The 18,950-nt window shown below is 30.8% G+C and carries 16 protein-coding genes; 4 read left to right on the top strand and 12 right to left on the bottom strand.

Translation table 11 applies throughout. The features are described 5' to 3' along the window. Positions 1-10: 10 nt before the first annotated feature. The 9 genes from IGI77_RS04420 to IGI77_RS04380 all read right to left on the bottom strand — a co-directional run bounded on the left by IGI77_RS04420 (position 11) and on the right by IGI77_RS04380 (position 12,008). Positions 11-1,876: a DEAD/DEAH box helicase gene (locus IGI77_RS04420; protein WP_270290854.1), complete on the bottom strand. Its 1,866-nt coding sequence runs from the start codon at positions 1,874-1,876 to the stop codon at positions 11-13. Positions 1,877-1,879: 3 nt separating this feature from the next. After that, entirely contained in the window at positions 1,880-3,094 is a 1,215-nt protein-coding gene (locus tag IGI77_RS04415; RefSeq protein WP_154694248.1) for a hypothetical protein, read from the bottom strand. Positions 3,095-3,096: 2 nt separating this feature from the next. Continuing rightward, a complete protein-coding gene (locus IGI77_RS04410; RefSeq protein WP_171918273.1) occupies positions 3,097-5,706 on the bottom strand; it encodes a sigma factor-like helix-turn-helix DNA-binding protein in 2,610 nt (869 codons plus the stop codon). Between the two features lie 85 nt (positions 5,707-5,791). Further along, positions 5,792-6,250 (bottom strand): hypothetical protein, encoded by a 459-nt coding sequence (locus IGI77_RS04405; protein ID WP_270274686.1) that lies wholly within the window; start codon positions 6,248-6,250, stop codon positions 5,792-5,794. 200 nt (positions 6,251-6,450) lie between these two features. Beyond that, positions 6,451-7,580, bottom strand: a protein-coding gene (locus IGI77_RS04400; protein ID WP_438769555.1) for an IS3 family transposase whose coding sequence is annotated in 2 segments (ribosomal slippage) — positions 6,451-7,349 and positions 7,349-7,580 — 1,131 coding nt in all. Because the reading frame shifts where the segments join, the coding sequence is not laid out codon by codon here. Positions 7,581-8,070: 490 nt separating this feature from the next. Then, the gene (locus tag IGI77_RS04395) at positions 8,071-8,448 is read right to left on the bottom strand and encodes a hypothetical protein (protein WP_087627007.1); all 378 of its coding nucleotides are present in this window, start codon (positions 8,446-8,448) and stop codon (positions 8,071-8,073) included. A gap of 55 nt (positions 8,449-8,503) precedes the next feature. Next, a complete protein-coding gene (locus IGI77_RS04390; RefSeq protein ID WP_438769554.1) occupies positions 8,504-9,199 on the bottom strand; it encodes a Fic family protein in 696 nt (231 codons plus the stop codon). 48 nt (positions 9,200-9,247) lie between these two features. Continuing rightward, positions 9,248-9,847, bottom strand: coding sequence for a tyrosine-type recombinase/integrase (locus tag IGI77_RS04385; protein ID WP_438769553.1), 600 nt, complete (start codon positions 9,845-9,847; stop codon positions 9,248-9,250). Between the two features lie 1,243 nt (positions 9,848-11,090). Further along, on the bottom strand, positions 11,091-12,008 hold the full coding sequence (locus IGI77_RS04380) for an AraC family transcriptional regulator (RefSeq protein WP_010722388.1): 918 nt from the start codon (positions 12,006-12,008) through the stop codon (positions 11,091-11,093). Positions 12,009-12,130: 122 nt separating this feature from the next. Between IGI77_RS04380 and IGI77_RS04375 the strand changes: the two genes are divergently transcribed. Together IGI77_RS04375 and IGI77_RS04370 are read left to right on the top strand one after the other, a co-directional pair. Next, complete coding sequence (locus tag IGI77_RS04375) at positions 12,131-12,730, top strand: DUF1349 domain-containing protein (protein ID WP_010722389.1); 600 nt, start codon at positions 12,131-12,133, stop codon at positions 12,728-12,730. 51 nt (positions 12,731-12,781) lie between these two features. After that, positions 12,782-14,026: an MFS transporter gene (locus IGI77_RS04370; protein ID WP_438769552.1), complete on the top strand. Its 1,245-nt coding sequence runs from the start codon at positions 12,782-12,784 to the stop codon at positions 14,024-14,026. Positions 14,027-14,290: 264 nt separating this feature from the next. Here the strand turns inward: IGI77_RS04370 and IGI77_RS04365 are convergent, their stop codons facing one another. Both IGI77_RS04365 and IGI77_RS04360 read right to left on the bottom strand, forming a co-directional pair. Continuing rightward, positions 14,291-14,878 (bottom strand): DUF1349 domain-containing protein, encoded by a 588-nt coding sequence (locus IGI77_RS04365; protein WP_438769551.1) that lies wholly within the window; start codon positions 14,876-14,878, stop codon positions 14,291-14,293. A gap of 91 nt (positions 14,879-14,969) precedes the next feature. Continuing rightward, on the bottom strand, positions 14,970-15,485 hold the full coding sequence (locus IGI77_RS04360; protein ID WP_438769550.1) for an NAD(P)H-dependent oxidoreductase: 516 nt from the start codon (positions 15,483-15,485) through the stop codon (positions 14,970-14,972). Between the two features lie 107 nt (positions 15,486-15,592). Here IGI77_RS04360 and IGI77_RS04355 point away from each other — a divergent pair, with 107 nt between their 5' ends. Together IGI77_RS04355 and IGI77_RS04350 are read left to right on the top strand one after the other, a co-directional pair. Continuing rightward, entirely contained in the window at positions 15,593-15,952 is a 360-nt protein-coding gene (locus tag IGI77_RS04355) for a winged helix-turn-helix transcriptional regulator (RefSeq protein ID WP_438769549.1), read from the top strand. A 393-nt stretch (positions 15,953-16,345) separates the two neighbouring features. Next, the gene (locus IGI77_RS04350; protein WP_438769548.1) at positions 16,346-17,281 is read left to right on the top strand and encodes an AraC family transcriptional regulator; all 936 of its coding nucleotides are present in this window, start codon (positions 16,346-16,348) and stop codon (positions 17,279-17,281) included. A gap of 34 nt (positions 17,282-17,315) precedes the next feature. Here the strand turns inward: IGI77_RS04350 and IGI77_RS04345 are convergent, their stop codons facing one another. Next, positions 17,316-18,305, bottom strand: coding sequence for an alcohol dehydrogenase catalytic domain-containing protein (locus IGI77_RS04345; RefSeq protein ID WP_438769547.1), 990 nt, complete (start codon positions 18,303-18,305; stop codon positions 17,316-17,318). Between the last annotated feature and the right edge of the window lie 645 nt (positions 18,306-18,950).

The following is an 18,950-nucleotide window of genomic DNA, read 5'->3' as shown; positions in this document are numbered from 1 at the left end:
ATATGATTTGTCAAATTAATAAAACTTCTCCAAATATTAATTCTAAATCTTCCTCATAGGACGTTACAGACTCTAAAACATCATTATTAATTGCTTCTATCATAACAACTTCTTTTTCTTTTAAACGTTGATAAATCTTATTACCTATGCTAACTTCTTTTCCACCGTATTCATAATATTGTTGTAAAAAGTAGTATTGTGTGTATTGATTAGATTTAAGACCTAAGCGATGAATTCTATCTTTAGATTGCAATAAATGAACTAAGTTAAAACTATATTCAAAATAGATAGCATCATGACAGACCATATGTAAAGAGACTGACTCAGCTAACGTATGTGGGTTAGTTATTAGCACTTCAAATTGACGATTTTTAAAATCATCAATTAGTTTCAAACGTTCATCTAATTCAACTTCTCCATATATACACTTAACTTTTATTCCTTTTTTAGATAATCTATTTTCTAACGTTTTTATGGAAGACACAAACGTACACCAAATAATTACAGGTTTATTTTCTCTAACTAATCTCTCAGTCAGTTCAATTGTCTTCTTAACTTTTACTGGTTCCTTAATTTGTTCTATTAGGACATTTACATCTTCAGAGTAATCCACTACCTCTACATCAGCTGATTCGTAAGATTCATCATCAATTATTCCTCTTAAATCACTGTAATCAATTTTTTCAAGTAGCTTTTTTGGATTACTTTCTAACTGCATTACTCTAACTAATAATCCAAACAGATTATTTTGATAAGATTGTTTAATAATTTTAAATAGTTGGTTTTCAGCCTCTGTAGCGTGAACTTTTAATAATTCATCCTCTTCGGCCTTTGGTACACCTAAATCATCCTTATTCATCCTACAAAAAAATGGTTTAATCTTTTCATTGATTTCATCCATAGTGTCAATATCAACTTTTTTTAGTTCATTTTTAGTAAAACCAAAGAAATCTTTATAGTCTTCTGGATACAACATATTTAACAAATTATATATATCAACATATGAATTAGGAATAGGTGTCCCAGTTAAGGCAATAATTCTACCCGCATTCTTACTAATTTCTTTAGATGCATCGGCACGCTGTCCTTCTGGATTTTTAATCTTATGAACCTCATCAAAAACTAACAAAGTTTGATTATCTATTATTTCTAACAACTCATTTTTCAATGAGTTAACAGATTCATAATTAACTAAAATAAGCTCTTTATTTCCACTATCAAATTTTAACGAAAACTTTCTTTTTTCTACTGAATTAGTTTCTTTTGAATGAATATTTAAGTAAAATCTTTTCGTCTCGGTAGGTAAACAAATAGTAAATTCATCTATCCATGACCCAAATGCATTTTTAGGGCCTATCATTACAATTTTATTAGCAAGGTTATTAGCTTTTAAATAGGCATACGTTCCTAGAACAGTAGCTGTCTTACCTGACCCTGGAACTGAAAAATTGGATGTGTTTTTCATATTTAGTTGATAGAATGCATGCCACTTTTGTTCTATCTTTAATTTCCTAAGCATTATAGCGTCAATTGTATGGCAAAATGTATTGAAAGAACTCTCCACTTCAACTACTTGTTTTTTTATATCATTTCCAAGGCGATATCTGTTTTCTATATAAAATTGACGATTATTAATATAATCAAATACAGAATTATCAATATCAATATCGGGAAATTTATTACGTAGCTCTCCTTCTACTCTTTTTATCTCATGGATAGATATATCTTCTTTAAAAAAAAGACAACTTTCCAATTCATGAGACACAAAACGTTTAATTCTCATTTTATACGGTATCGATTTAGTAAAAGCTATACGTTCTTCGATACATTCGAATTCTAATATTAATTGATTGTTATTATCAATAAATAAACCCAATAATTATTCACCCATTTCAAAGTTATTTTTAACTTTTTGTATTTCATCTTCACATTTCTTCAGTTGATCTAAAAATAGCTCTTTTTCACTATCATTTAACACACTTAATGTATGGTAATCGATAGATGATAATAATAGTTGGCAACGTTGCAAGTCTTGTATCGGTTTAGTTCTAGTACTATCTTTTTTAGTTTTAATTTCAAACTTTTCTACAGATGCCTTCATTTGATTTTTTAGTTCTTCATCTGATCGGAGATGCGTATTAATTTCCTTAGTAGTTATTTCTGGTAAATCTTCTAATTTTTCAAGTGTCGATTCTGCATACTCTAGTTGTTCTTCAATAAATTCCTCAAAATGATTAGAATCTACCACATTTTTAATTTTCCTTACAAATCGTGTGATATCTCCCTGTGGTTTCATTGCTAAGTTGCTAAAAATGATTAGCTTCAAATTTTCTTTTTCATCTTCAGTTTTTACACGTTTTAATAAACTAGGAACTTCTGCTAACGGACCATCTAATTCTAAATCTCGAGCTATATAAAATTGTTCAGGTGCGTTAATAAATTCTAAGAATTCCACCATTAATTTTGCTTGCTCGATTTTCTTATTAAGTGAAGCAGCTGATTCATTTACTGTCTTTTGATATTCATCAAATGTAATAAATTCATTCTTTATTACATCATTATATAAGCCAACCAATCGATCAATTGGATTGTAATCTACCTTACCTTCCTCTCCATGTTGGATAGATAACTCTAACAATTTAATTTCCTTTTTATTTTCTTGGATGTCTCGCTCTAAAATTACTGCCTCAAAATGATTAATTGTGGAATTCTTTTCATGTAATTGTCGCAAACAAGTATAACGACGATTCCCATCAATAATTCTACCATCATTGAGCACTACTCCAGCTTCACGCTGTCCAACTAATTCTATATTACTTTTTGTTTTATCAATTGCCTTGGGATTACTCTCATAGATAAAATTTTCAATTAAGTCATTATACGATTTATCGGCTGTATCCATATCTTCTACGTGATTTTCTGCTTTGTATTTGCTAATCCAAGTAGCAATTCTATCATTCTGATCATTATAAAAAAGTTGATCTAATCTTATTTTATAAACTTGATATGACTCTGTATGACCATCAATTGTAAGCTTTCTTGTATATTCTGTTGGGATAACATATCCCTGCTTAATTCCTTCTGTTAGTAGCATATTTAATCCTCCATCATTTCATAAAATTCATCTAAATCTTGGTATATCATTTCCATTACAGGATGATAATAAAGACTTGTTTGCTCTATTATCGATATTATTTTTTCTTTAGACCAAACAATTCCATAGTAATCTTCAAGGTAATCAATTAAATCAAAAATATCAATTGATTTGAACTTAGAAACTATTTCTTCTAAAAAAGTATAACTGTAAAATTTATCCTTGGTTTTCCTGAAAATTGTTGTTGTTCCCATGTTTTGATACCTTAATCCTTCTACTCCTTTCAAAATTGATTCATAAAAAATTGCATCAAAACCCAGATTATTTAGTTTACTGTTCTCCACAATATGTTCAATCATCAAGTATGAAAAATATTTATCATTCATTTGTTCAGTAATGTCTGAAACTATTTCTAATATCTGTTTTTTAGTTATTCCTGTATGAGAAGTTATTTTATCCATGCTTATATATTTGTAACGATCATATTCGAAAATATCTAAATTACGTACTTTTTCGGATATTAGATTTCTAAATGAACCCGTTGATAACAATCTAACATCATCGATTTCAAACAAATCTTTACTGAAGTAATTTTCTTCAAAATAATAATCTGCTCTATTATATTCATTAGATAAAATGAATTCTGAAAATGGTTTATATCCTAGCTCATTGAAAATATAATCAGGGAATTTAGCTTTACCAAATCTTTTCTCATACCTTAAATAAATATCTTTTTTAAAATAGAATTGTTCTGTAAGAATTCCTTTTAAATTCTTCAAAACCTCCTTCTCTATGATTGGAGTATCCGCATTATAAATATCCTGCTGTTCATATTCAACTAATAATTTTAAATAATTAGCTTTTACGGTTTGAATACTAACGCCATACTTTCGTGAGTATTCTAATGCAAAATCTTCTTTTGATACTGGGCTCATTTCTATTAGTAAATCTAGCAACTGTTCTTCTCGACTTGCTGACCCTACTTCTAATAAAGGCATTCTTTTCAATATAACTTCTTCAGATAGAATGCTTTCATATTTTTTCAAAAGATTATGTAACTCGTATTCATCATTAATATCAATTTCTTGCATTAGGACTGGATAATCATCTAATAGTTTTTTTGCAGATATTTCTGAATTATAATAATTACTAAATGAAATACCTTTAATAGCTTCAATCACTTTATCTTCATCTATAGGATAGTATCTTAATTTTTTACCGTATTTCCAAAGTAAACTAGACGCTCTAGAAATAATTCCTTCCATTGCCCTTTCATTACCAAAATCAATATCTAAATGATACTGCTTCGTAAAATCATTTACTAAATTGTAAAAATCATTAAAGGAAATTTCTTCCTTTGCAAACAACTCAATACAATAATTAATTATAGCAACTCTATTCTTCTTGATTTTCTTGTTCTCAATTATTAAATAGCCTTCATTCAAAAATTCTAACAAAGATTCTTTTTCTTTTCTTGAAAGCAGTCCACTGTCTAATAATTCTTCTGCCGTATGTTTCTTAGCACGTTTATCGATATTTGAAAACATCTTTAAAAAATTGTATTCATAGTTTCCTATATCAAAAACCTTACAAAAAACTTCAGGTGATAATTCATATTTTTCAAAAAATTCGGAATATTTCCATTCAAAGATTTCTTTATATGGAATAATTTTTTTTAAATTTCTCTCTTTTTGACGTATCCTTTCTCGAGTAACTTGATAATCTTCCCCTATTTCCTCCAATGTTTTTCCTTTTAGCCTCTTATCTAGAATATCTGCTTTGTCCCCCAATACATCAATGTATTCTCGAATATTAGGATTTTGGTATTTAACCCCCTGAGAAGTGAATATCACAAAACCACTATTAACTAAATCATTAATTAATAGCATTAAATTATCTTTCTCAATTAAATTCAACTTGTCAATTCCTTTTGATAATTGAAAAAAAGAAACCTCTCGATGCTGTTTTTTTAAATATCTAGATAGTATTTTTAAAGAAATATCTGGGATTTTATTTTGAAGCACTTTCTCTATTTCAAGAGAATCCATAATTAACTCAGAATACATGTCAACATCAACATCTGTAAAATCAAGTAAATCTAGTTCTTCTTTTATATATCTAGACAGATTCACATACTCTTCTTCTAAAAGATAATTTCTTATTGGATTTAAGAAATTATCTTTTAGTTTGCTTACTACTTCTTCTTTTTTTATTGGAGAAGAACTTGTATAGTTTACTTTTTTAATTAAACTTTTTCTTTTTAATCCATTAAAACTATTTATCAGCTTATTATTCAATTTATTATTTTTTTCAAGTTCATCCAATTTTATTGATAGTATGTTGTCTTCATTTATATTATTTTTACTAAAAAAAACTTCTACATTAGGAGTATAATAACTTTTTCCTTTGTCATTTTTAAAATCATTAAATAAATCAGATTTAATTTGACATTGTTGGATTTTTAGAATAGCTTCCATTTTTTTCTTCCCCAACCCTTTTATATTCATAAGATTATCCAAAGTCAAAGCCATTAATTTTTCATTAGTATCTATCCCAAATTTATAAACTGCTTTGAGAGCATTTTCTGCTTGCGGAATGTTAAAAAAATCCATGAAGAATCCCCTTTCTTTTTTTATAAGTATAACATGGCCCATATTTTCCTTACCAACTAATATAATTTTGTATCGAAATTATACTTTAACTGTTAATAATTCTTTCAAGATACTTATTATTTAACCAAAAACATTGTTTCACCATTCTATCTCCATTTGGTAATTCATCTGAATCTCTATGAAGAATACCGTTACCGAAAACTTGTCCATTTATTTCATAAACAGATTTGCTAGCATGAGGACGTAGATGGAAAATCTTAGTATCTTTTGCTTTTGGTAAATTATTTAGAACTCTATTCCCTTTTGGTATAAGCTCTACCCCTTCTTTGACTACTTTTTGGTTAGCTAACCATTCTTCTTTTCCAATTCCTTCTAAATCTGTCATAGGCATATTCCAAAACATTGCTTTATCTAATTTGTATTCCGTACCGTCATGTCGATACACAACGAATAAGAATCTTTTCTCACTAAAGTATTGATATATTTCAGACTCTTCCCACTTTTCTAAAGCAAACTCTTTAAATTTAATTGCAGGAAATGACATACTCTCTCTGATTTTTCCATTGGCTTTGGATCTATGTCAATAAAGTGGACACTTTTTTTGAGAGTTATTTTGAAACTAATCCACTCTCGAGTTATTTCATAGTTTCAGAAAATAGTCAAACCCAGACCATTTGACCATTTTCTGAAACTATGAAGAGGAAAGCTCGTGGATTTGTTCTCAAAAAAATGTGTACGGATAGATTACATGTGAGTACGAGCCTGGTCTTCTGCTTGTTGAGGAGTCAAATACCGGATTGCTCCATGAATTCGTTTACGATTGTACCAGCCTTCAATATATTGAAAAAGCGCAAGGCGTGCTTCCTCAAAAGAATAATAGACCCACTGGTAGATCTCTTCTTTTTTCAAGATTGCATGAAAAGATTCAATACCAGAATTGTCATACGGGGTTCCCTTACGACTATAAGAATGCACGATTTTACGTTCTTGAAGCGCTGCTTCAAATTCTTTGCTCGTGTATTGAGAGCCAAGATCTGTTTGGATAATCAAGTCTTCTTTCGGTTGTTGGTTCTTAATTGTTGAATCCAAAGCGTTTAAGACAATGTCTGTCGCCATTTGTTTGGCATACGTATACCCGATGATTTTCTTTGAATGAAGGTCAATGACAGAAGCTAGATAAGTCCAGCCATCTTTTGTAGTAGCGATATATGTGATATCTGCGGCCCATTTTTGATTGATGGTCGTTGTAGAGAAATCTTGATTCAAAAGATTGGTACGTTCAATAATCGGCTTTTTCGAAGTGTGACTAGGACGATATTTTTTGACCGTGATTGAATGAATACCTAAAAAGTTCATTCGTTTTTGAACCCGCTTGATGGATAAGGAAAAGCCTTGTTCTAACAAGCAATGATGAATTTCCCATGCGCCATAACGTTGTTTACTTTCGGTGTAGATTTCCATGATTGCTTGATCGATTCGCTCATTTTCCTGTTGGCGTTTACTCGGTTCATGATGTAATTCTTTATAGTAGCTGCTTGGTGCCACTTGCATTACACGCAGAAGCATTCGGATGGGATAGCTGTTTCTTAGATTTTTGATAAAGAGAATCTTATTGTGTAAGTTTACTTCGTGAATATAGCCATTGCTTTTTTTAGAATTTCGTTCTCCTGACGCAGACGGATCATTTCTTTTTCCATCTGTTTGATTTGAGCTGGGGTTGTCGAACTGCCTGAGATTGGACTATTGTTTTTCTTCCATTTATAAATTGTTTGTTCTGCAATGCCATATTCACGGGAAATTTCGGCAACTGATTTACCAGTTGCCACAAGCTGAAGGATTAACTCTTTCTTTTCTTGACTGTATTTTTTTGCCATATCTGAACACCCTTTCGAAAGTATTATAATACTCTCCAAAAATGTGTCCACTAAATCATACTAGCACCAGCCATAAAAGCTTTTAAAGGATAATATTTCCGCCAGATTTAGGACAAATCGCTACTGTATTCTTTTCGTCTTCTTTTTTCTATTTGCTTGGTACGTTTTAAAATTCAGTTTCTCAACGTCTGATGGCACATTCTCAATTAAATGAATAATAAGCTTTACTTTGTATATCACCTAATTTTTCAAACGCTGCAATGCTTACGACTTGTTTTGTCGAGGAACGATTGCATAATGTTCTTGAACCTTACTAACGTCTACATAACGTTTTCTAGGTTGATCTTGTATGATTGATTGATCCAAAGAAAGAAAATCAGCATACCTGGCATTGTTGCTTTTCAAATAATTCTTAGTTCATACAAATTAGTGCCTAATTTTTTTACCCATTTTAAACGTTATGCTATAACATGAAATTCGTTTCTTTAATTTACTGGTATTCAGAAAAAAAGTCGTCAATGCAAGTTACGATATAATCATTCAAATCATTAGCTGGTGTCAGAGTCTGAATTCCCATGTAACATCGTTCACCAGTAGAATAACTTTCTTCTACACTACCTAAATGTATAATGATAGCATTGGTTTCAGATATAATATCAACGATTTTATCATATTCATCCTCAGGATTTCTAGATTCAACAGTTACTTCAAACGATATTAAATTATTATATTTAGGATCTATATTAATTGTAGTAGTGGCATTCTCATCCATTTTTGATATCTCAAATCGTAACAAGTTTACTATTGATTCTTCCACAGTTACATTATATACAGCATATCCAAAATAATTTATTGACATTAATGACATTACATACTCTCCTTTTTATTGGCTTATTGTAATTCAGTAACTGTTCTATTGTTTACTATAAATAACGAATACCATAAATACATTCTTCATGTATAAATGATAAAATTTTTAATTCATCACTAGATTGGTTGCTATTATAATACATAGATAGAAGTTCATTAAATTTTGCAAATACAGTTTCAGGAATGGACAACAATCCCAAACCTTGACTAAGCATGATCTTATTAGCAGTTAACAATGCAGTTCTTTTATTACCGTCCCAAAATATTTGATTCTTCGAAATAAATAGAAACAGACGCAAGGCTTTTTCAGTCTCTGATATCTCTTGATTCATTATCTCTTCATATTGATTCTTTACCTCATCTTCGGTTAACATTGGTGGCACATATCTTCCCTGAATAGTCGATACTTCTACTCCTCCGGTTCTTATTTCGCCAGGAAAAAGGGCATCTTCCGCTGCAACGATCCGATTAATCCGCTTACTTGTCTCTAACAGGGGCTCCTGTACGTCGTTTAAAAGCATTTCAAAGCCTTTTTTTAAGTTAACGACGGTCAGGACATCATCTACAGCCACGTTGTTGGCCCGATTATACTTAATAATCTCTTCTGTTTGTAACAACGTTGTATTTAACCCTTCAAATTTCCCCGCATTATACACCAGTTCTACAATGTTTTTCTTCAATAAATACACAGACTCTTTGCGAGATAAGTGATATTTATCAGGAAAGTTAGGCTGCTTTTCTTCGTTCATTTTCTCACCTCTTGAATTTTTCCTTCTATTATATAGGGCATTATTCTGTCATAGATCCAAACTCTTTACTGCAGTATCTTTGTCTTCCTGGGTGATTCCAATATAGCGTAAGGTCTCCCGTTGTGAAGAATGGTTTAGCAGCGACTGAATGATCTCTGTTTTGGTTCCTTGCTTGTATAAAAAATAGCCAAAGGTCTTACGCATCGAATGGGGACCAATTTCTTGTAACCCAACTGCAGTTCCTGCTTCATGAATGATCCGCCAAAGGCTTTGTCGAGTCAAAGGTGTATCTGCTCCTTTGCGACTTGGAAACAAATAATTACTGAAGTCCTGTACTTGCAGCTGCTCAGAAAATTCCGATTGAACATAATCGAGAATCACTTTTCGTAATTTGTTTGAAATGAAGACCGAATTGTGTTTGGCCGTTTTTTGTTCCTTCATAGCCAGACGTTCTTTGACGATCACCCGTCCACGGTAAATTTCTAATACATCACTTAATTTTAACTGTCTTAAATCAGAGATTCGATACGCTGTATTGATCCCGATCGAAAAAAGCACCAAATTTCGTTGCCCATATTTTCCGGAAGCCAAAATGGCCTTCATGGCATCGATCTTTTTTTTGTCGCGAATCGGTTCCACGCTCTTCATTTTTAGCCACCTCTCAAATGTTACTTAATATGATTATAACAGATAATAAGTCACATTTAAACAAGCTATAGAAAAAAGCCCCTAAAAGAAAAGTGATTTCCTCTTAGAGCCTCTAAGGATGGAGCGATTTTAACGAATGTGACAGAATCCGATTGTGTCACATTTGCTCGAGATGAATTTATCAATTATTTATATATGATAATAGTATATATAAAATTTCGGAAGGATAAAATTATTAAATAATAATTTTTAGTTTCAACAAAGGATAGGTACTTATTTTGAGTAACCCTATTCTGATTGATAATAATATTTCTACTTTCCTCTCTATACTCAAGAATAAACACTTTGATCTTTGAATCATTTTCTTTTTACCTTGGGTTTCCTTTCCCCTTTGCTTTTTTCTTAGAGCACGTAATTCTTAGATAATGCTCTCTCAAAGGAGAACCAGTTTTATTCATCAAAAATATATTTAGAAATTTAAAGATTTGGATTAATTTGAATAACCTGTAGCCAAACTTTATTAACCTTTCAAAAACTTAACAATATAACAAATATTGAAAAGGACCACGAAGGTATACCCTGTTGTCCGTTTTGTTTTTTTAATCTAATGTGTGCCTACTATTTTAAAAAAATAAGTTTCTCCTTAGTAAAATAAGTTATTTTCTGTGAGCAGCAATACATACCAAAATTCAACAATTCTAAATCTTTCTGAAATAGTCAGTTTTAAAAACGGCCAGTGAACGTTTGATTAGAAGTCCAAACAAAGAATGGGCAAATCTATGCTGTCAATCGACACTACGCCAAACAGTTAAAGGAAAAATTATCATGACCATCGATCTCACCATATCAAATACAGCTATAGCCAGATTGCTTCATTCCTAAACAAAATCCTCCGATTGTCGAAAAGATGTCTAAAAAGTACATTTATATTCTGTAGTGTCATTTCAAATATCCACTCAGTTTCTTCATACGTGTGAGAGGTATTTTAAGTACCTGATAAACTAGAAATAATGAGAAAATGGGTGGTTAAATTGCTGAAAATTTTTGTTATTCATATCTTTCATAGAAAGTAAAAATGTTTATCTCTTCAATTTTTCGCCTTTTACTATCAAGTTAAAAAGGGTTCTAAATGAGATATCGGCAAACTTGAAAAAATCTCATTTCTGATTGTCAATGACGTATTTTTAACAATCTTAAAGTCATAAATTTCTTACAGAACCAATGACAACTAAAGTAAATTAATTTAAAACGAAGGGATATTATGCGTACTTTTTTTTCTGTAAGCAGATGGTGAAGTACCAAAATATTCTCTAAATTTCCTACAAAAGTATGAGCTATTTGAGAAACCTGATAACTCAGAAATCCGAGTTATCGGTTTACTCGTCGTTTTTAGTTCTAATGAAGCCTGCATCAATCTGTGTTCTATCAAATAAGATACGGGAGATTGCCCAATTCCTTGTTTAAAAGTTTTTAAAGCGTTACTTTTACTCATACTTGAAACAGCTGCGATATCACCTAATCCTATATTTCTATGATAATTATCATGTATAAATTGTAACATCAGATGTAATCTTGTTGATTGTAAACATTTACCATTATGAGCCTTTGATTCTTCTAAAATTTCAGTGGGTATATTTTCTATTAAAGTTTTTAAAATATTTGTAAGCAATAGTAAAGTATTAATTGGGGAAGAACTTTTTTCCAAGAAAGCTTGCACACTATAAATATTTGATAAATCTTCTAAAACTGACTTCTTCCAAAAAGTTTCCGAAGATAGTAATAGATAATCTGGACCAAACGAAATTAGAGGGTAAATATTTTTTTCATAAATAAGCGAGCCTTCTTGTGCAACAAGCTCAGGAGAAAACACTATGTTTTCCATCATGCCATCTTTTCCATTTTCATATCGATGGATAATTCCACTATTTATGAATATTCCCTCTCCTTGATTAATTTTAATTCTTTCTTGACCGATCAAACAAAATATAAACCCTTCAGACACACTAACAAACTCAACTTCACGATGCCAGTGCCAATCTATTAAACCATTTTTAAATTCAGAAAATATATCTTTATAATAAGCTATTGGAAATTTTTTTTCTCCATGAACTATATCTTCTTTTAAACTATCATCTGTACTCGCATTACATAGACTCTTCATTAAAAATCACCTCGATTGTGATATTTTAACATACTTTTCCTTTTTAGTACGATGTTAATGGTTGAGAAAAACGATATAATTCAATAGAAAAAATTTAAATATGTAAAGGAGTATTTAATGAAATGGATTTTTTAAAAAGTAATCCCACTTGGATACGAAAACCCGCAAACTTCAAAATAGAAAACGATAGAGTAGAAATTACAACGGATCCAGGAACTGATTTATGGTCTAAAACATATTATGGTTTTCAAACTGATACCGCACCTGTTCTGCAAGTAACAACTGAAAACCTTTTTTTCTCTTTTGTTGTAAAAACAAAATTCGACAGTAGTAACAGATTTGATCAATGTGGCTTAGCAATGTATCTAGATAAGAATAATTGGATTAAAGCTTCTATCGAATATGAAGATAGAAACATTCAACGATTAGGAAGTGTAGTCACAAATAACGGATTTTCGGATTGGGCTACAACTGATATTTCATCGGAAATTGATACTATGTGGTATAGACTTTCTAGAAGAGAAAGTGATTTTAGAATTGAACATAGTGAGGATGGTATAAACTGGAAGCAAATGCGAATCTTTCATATGTGGAATGCATCAAGAAAAGTATCGTTTGGGATTTATGCCGGAAGTCCTACTGATGGATCCTATAAGGCCTTATTTACTAATATGAGTATCTTAGAATGCCAATGGGAGAATGATAATGAGTGGAAATCATAAAAATATCTAATTTATATATAAAACAATGAAAAATTAAAATCAGGAGAAAAAATGAAACTAAGTTATAAACATACATTATACGCATGCTTCAGTGGCTACATTTGTCAAGCTATAGTAAGCAACTTACCCCCACTACTTTTTGTAATCTTTCAATCTCATTTGGGAATTACTTTGGAAAATATTACTTTTTTAATTACGCTGGGATTTTTCATACAAATTGCGGTTGACATTCTAGCGGCAAGGATTGTTGACCGTTTTGGTTACAGAATATCTATGACGATTGCCAATATTTTTTGCTTATTTGGATTGATCAGTTTAGGAGTACTACCTTACTATATTGATCCATTTACAGGTTTATTATTTGCTACAATCTTAAATGCTATAGGCGGTGGTTTTCAGGAGGTTGTTGTAAGTCCAATTGTTGAGGCGTTGCCGGGAGACGAAAAATCTGGTTCAATGGGTATACTTCATTCCTTTTATTGTTGGGGTTACGTAGGTATCGTACTCTTTTCAACAATATACTTTTATATTTTTGGGCAAAACCATTGGGGATGGTTACCAATAATTAGCGGAATTGTGCCTTTAATCAATCTTTTCTTGTTTCTAAAAGTTCCATTACGCACTTTAGTTGATAAAGATAAGCAAGTACCTGCAAAAGTTCTTTTGCTAAAAAAATCATTTTGGATACTTATTATTTTGATGATTTGTTCTGGAGCTGCAGAGCAAGCAATGTCTAAATGGTCTTCATTCTTTGCTGAAGTTGGATTAGGGACATCTAAAACAACAGGAGACTTATTAGGTCCTTTTGCGTTTGCTTTATTAATGGGAATAACGAGGGTGATATACGGAAAAAAAGCAAAAAAATATGATTTACGTTTACTAATAACATGTTCAGGACTACTTTGTATTTTTAGCTATTTATTAGTTACACTTTCTCCTATACCCTATATATCTTTATTAGGTTGTGCATTAACAGGGCTATCTATTGCTATACTATGGCCTGCATCAATAAGTTTGGCATCTAGTTTGAATCCTTATGGTGGGAACACAATGTTCGGTATTCTAGCTTTAGGTGGAGATATAGGATGTGCTATCGGACCAAGTATGGTAGGGGTTGTATCCAATATTGTCATCAATTCAAATTCTAGTTTTGTCCATGCTGTATTTCCAGGTAACAATATGACCCAGCTAGGCTTAAAAGCTGGATTATTTTCTGCAATAATTTTTCCTATCGTTATTGTAATAAGCATCATTATTCTAAGGTCCTTTAAGGAAAAAGAAATGATGCACAACTGATGTAATTTATCTTAATTTTTCCAAAATTTCTGAGTATAAAAAAAGCCGATTGCCAGATTTTAATCATATCTCTGGCAATCGGTATTTTTATTGAAGTTTTTTAGTGTAAAAAAACATTACACTTGTCGAACAAAAAGAAATCATTAATAGAAGTAATTTATAGTGAAATAGCTTAGGCTTAACAGCAAACCACCTCAACATGTATTACTACATGACTCCATATGTTTCTATTGGAGAGTCTGAATCCATAGAAAAAATATTATTCTATGCACCCATTCTGATATTTTTCACCGTCTTCCTTTCTATCGACAAAGACTCGTATGTTCTAATTCCACCCTCACCCATAGGTGATTGTGCCAAGAGACCAACCTTTATATTTTCTTTGACTGGTAAATTAAAGAATCTCATCATATAAAAAATTTTACCATCTAATGAATAATGAAAAGCAAACGATTGATCCACTCGAGTTGCTTGCAACCAAACAAAATTTTGATCGATATTACAACCGTTAGCATCGTCAGAGTATTCATTTGTGACTACACTCACTACAGCACGTCTATTGAAGTCGGTGAGTTCGAAACAAGCTTTAGCCCAATGATTGAGATCTTGCATAATCATAATGGATGAAGAATCATAAGTACTTTTGAATTCTAGTGAAACTTTGACCTTCAAAATAAAATCTCCAGATATTTCTGTGTAATAGAATGGTGCATTATTAAGGGATTTAGGTGTAATACCCTGTTCTCCTATTACGCCATTATTATAAAAAAAATCACTATTTCTCGTTGCTAAAATTTCGATTTTTTCATCTGATTCTCTGACACTACTCTCATTCAACCATTTGAAATCCATCGTACATAACCTCCATATATAATGATTGTCTAGAAATTTCTAGAAAAATAAATTGTTTTTATTATTCTAAGTTGGTCCATTTGACTTGCCTTTATATACTGCGGACAAATTCAAGCATCTGAGGAAGATCATTTTCAATATCATTTGTAGTTAAATCATACTCCGCACCATAACTTGCAAAAAATCCTTGATAGTTTGCTTCCATATATGAAAAAGAAACTTCAAATGGCACCAAAATTTCATTTAGAGAATATTTGTACCTGCCATTTTTCGAATAATTTTTTTCTTTAATACCAGCTGATACTAGCAAGGATACTTTATGATTTTTTATCTGATTATTTTTGCCATAAGCCCATCCCTCAACAAATACATCATCCAACCATTTTTTCATATTGGGTGGGCAATTAAACCAATAAATTGGAAACTGTAAAACTAGTTTATCATGGCTTTTTATCATTTCTTGTTCCTTAACCACATCAAATTCATAGCTATTGCCTAAATTATGAATTGTAAATTCATCTGGATATTTTTTAAGTTCCTCGATCCATCTTGCATTTACTTTTGATTCTTCAAGATTCTGGTGTGCTATCACGACTAATGTTCTCATTTTTTAACCACCTTACAAATTTTTAATTCATAATGAGTATATGATATAATCATCATCAGGTATAGTACGCAAATATATGTTAGATACTATCTTAAAGGAGAGTAAGTATGTCAATAGGTTGCAGTAAAACTAATGAGAAAATTGAGAACACGGGATTTGGCTACACGTTGTCAATTATAGGTGGAAAACACAAAATTATAATATTATATTGGCTTTTTGAAAAAGAAATTTTGAGATACAATGAGCTAAAAAGATGTATTGGCACTATTTCCTTTAAGTCCCTAACGAATGCTCTAAAAGAGTTAGAGGAAAACGGCATAGTTATAAGAAATGAATACCCTCAAATACCTCCTAAAGTAGAGTATAGTCTTTCTGAAAAAGGAAGCACATTAATTCCTATCTTGGATCAAATGTGTTCCTGGGGAGAGATAAATAAAATTGATTTCGTAGAAACCTCAAATAATTGAGATTTCTACGAAATATTTATGTTCCTTATATACAGGTTAAGTTTGATTACTCAAAATTCGATATAATTTCACAGCTCTATAATTTCTCCGCGTTAGATCGAATGACACGTTTACACCACTAGAAGCTTTTCTTTTTCTTACGCACTAGTGTTCCGTTCCCTTTGTTATCTTTATACACGTAAACAAATCCGTAACACTTTTGCATTTCACTTCTATCCCTATTATCTTTATAATTAGCTCACCTAAAATAACGGCTATTTATATTGGTTATAAAATAACCAAATCATTGTATATTAAAATTTTTTAAAAATCCATTATTTATCTATAGAGCGATTTTCTTATTGCTGTTTAGTTTTAAAACGATACTATATTAAGAGAGGTTTCTAATTCTACATGAATAAACTGTATTATCAATGTACAAGATCAATCAACTCACCTAATAAATTCGAGGCAAAAATTGATGGCTTTATCAGTAATAAGGTTCCTTTAGTGGTATTTCAACATTCTTTAAACGAGGATATACCGAGTCATACTCATAATTTCTTCGAGTTAATTCATGTTAAAAAAGGCCCCCATCAAGTTATTGTAGATAATCAGACACTTACTCTACATACGAATGATATTTGCCTTCTAAATCGAAAGGCTGTTCATTCGATTAATTATTCAAAAAATCTAAACAGTCCATCAGTTTCATACTTAATGATTAATCCAGATTATTTTCAAGACATTTTCTTTCAATACGTTTTTTTAAATAGCAAAAATTATCTTTATCAATTTTTGATAGAGTCACAGTTTAATGAATATAAACATCAAAATTATTTAGTGCTATCGAATACAAAAGAAACCTTGATTCCTAATCTGATTAAAAATATTATCACTGAGTTTTTCTTAGAAAACATTTATAAAGAAAAAATGTTAAGCCTTCAACTATGTTCATTAATGATGGACATTTCGCGTTATTATGAAAAAAATTATAGTTCGATTCGAATGCAAAAAGAAGACAATTTTCATAAAAAAACAGCTGAATCTATTATTCAATATATCTACAGCAATTCACAAACTATTACCTTAAAGAAATTAGCAATCCATTTTAATTATAATGAATTTTACCTTTCTTCCTTAATAAAACAATATTCGGGAAATACATTTACCGATATATTGCAATCCATTCGATTTCAGAAGATATGTGCGCAACTCATTGAAAACGATTTACCAATTCAAAAAATTGTTTTTGAGAATGGATACACGAACGTATCATGGTTTACAAAAAAATTTAAAGAGTATTTTCATAAAACGCCTTCAGAATTTCGTAAATCATATAAAAACTAGAACATATTATATTCATATAATATGTTCTATAACTTTATTGAATTCTTGCAACAACTTTCCCTGTAATCTGTCCTTTCTTTATTTCTTTCAGCTTACGAGGAATATCTTCTAATTCCACTAAATCAATAGATGGTGGAATTATTTCATTATTAGCTAGGAGCTCAACAAATTTCTCGCCTATGCTTTGAATAGATTTTTGAATTTTTAGATCCTCATTACTCAATGCCAATCCCAGGGCGATTTCATGAATTGTTAGTTGTTTTTCATAAAATTTAATTTTTGAAAAATCTGGAAATCCTGAGGTAACAGCTATTTCTCCGTCAAAAGCTAAAATAGTCAAATCTTTTGTTGCCCCCTCAGTACCGATCGTACTCAAGATGTAATTTACCCCTAATCCTTTAGTGTAGCTTTCTATAATTTCATAGACATTTTCTTTTTGAAAATCTATTACTAAATCTGCACCCAAGTCTAAAACGTAGTCTTTATCCCTTCCCAAACATGTTGTTATAACTTTTGCCCCTCGCCTTTTAGCTAACTGTATCGCATAACCTCCGACACCTCCTGCACCCCCATGAATCAAAATTGTTTTACCTGGTAGAGGTCTTAATTTTTGTTCAATTGCTTTGAATGCTGTAAAGCCAGCACCAGGCGAAGCTGCAGCTACTTCAAAACTTACGTTATCTGGAATGTTTACTAAATGATTGGATTTGGCGACAGAAAACTCAGCAAATCCTCCATTTTTATTGCTCAACTCTCGGAGATAAAAAACTCGGTCACCTTTTTTAAAGTCTGTGACATCACTACCTACCTCTTCTACAATCCCAGAAATGTCTAATCCTAAAATCATTACTTGTTCTGAGTCCAAATCTTTTGTATATTCTATGGTCTGAAAATCTGAAGGATTTAACCCCACAGCCTTTACTTTTATACGTACTTCATCTGCCAATATACTTGGCTGTTGAATTTCAACAATTTCAAGACCATCAATTGTTCCTGGTTTCTTTAAAGCTAAAGCTTTCATCATAATACCCTACTTTCTTATTTCGTTAATTAATCGTATCAAATGAGTATTGAATATTTAAATGACACTTTATTAGCTTTTATGTAACAAATAATCTGTAGATAATATGAAATCAAATTTTATATTCTATCTATGGTGTCTTATTATAGTTTGAGTTCATATATTTCATCTTTCTATCTAAACAATTAAAATTGATATGTATGCAGAATATATCATTATGCTTTTCAAACATATCTATATACTAATTAAGTTTCTTACTAGACATCTTAGACAAAAAAACATAGTATCGTAGGAGATACATACAGGTGCATGTTGCATCTAAATGATTTCACTTTTATAACAAAATGGTAAGTCATCATGTGATAGATTAATCGCTGAACTATTTTATTTAAATAGATCCTTTTTTGTCTGGGAAATGGCGGCAGATTGTTTTTTCTATTTTTAGCTGTTTCGTTGGACTCATTCGCACGCTGCTTAGAAACCAGTAACTTTCTAAACATTTTTTAACAAATCAATCACGAAGATTCTATTATTTAAAGACTTAATTTTTCTCAAAATACTTGTCCGCTATAAACATTCTAGAAAATATAAGTATTATTTCAGAGACTGGAGTATACTCTGTTGACCTCTAAATGAAGTACTTTCTGA

The sequence above is a fragment of the Enterococcus sp. DIV0213h genome, from assembly GCF_051711285.1.
Taxonomy (GTDB): domain Bacteria; phylum Bacillota; class Bacilli; order Lactobacillales; family Enterococcaceae; genus Enterococcus_D; species Enterococcus_D casseliflavus.
Note: the sequence above shows the minus strand (reverse complement) of the source record. Positions and strands in the feature narration are given on the sequence as shown.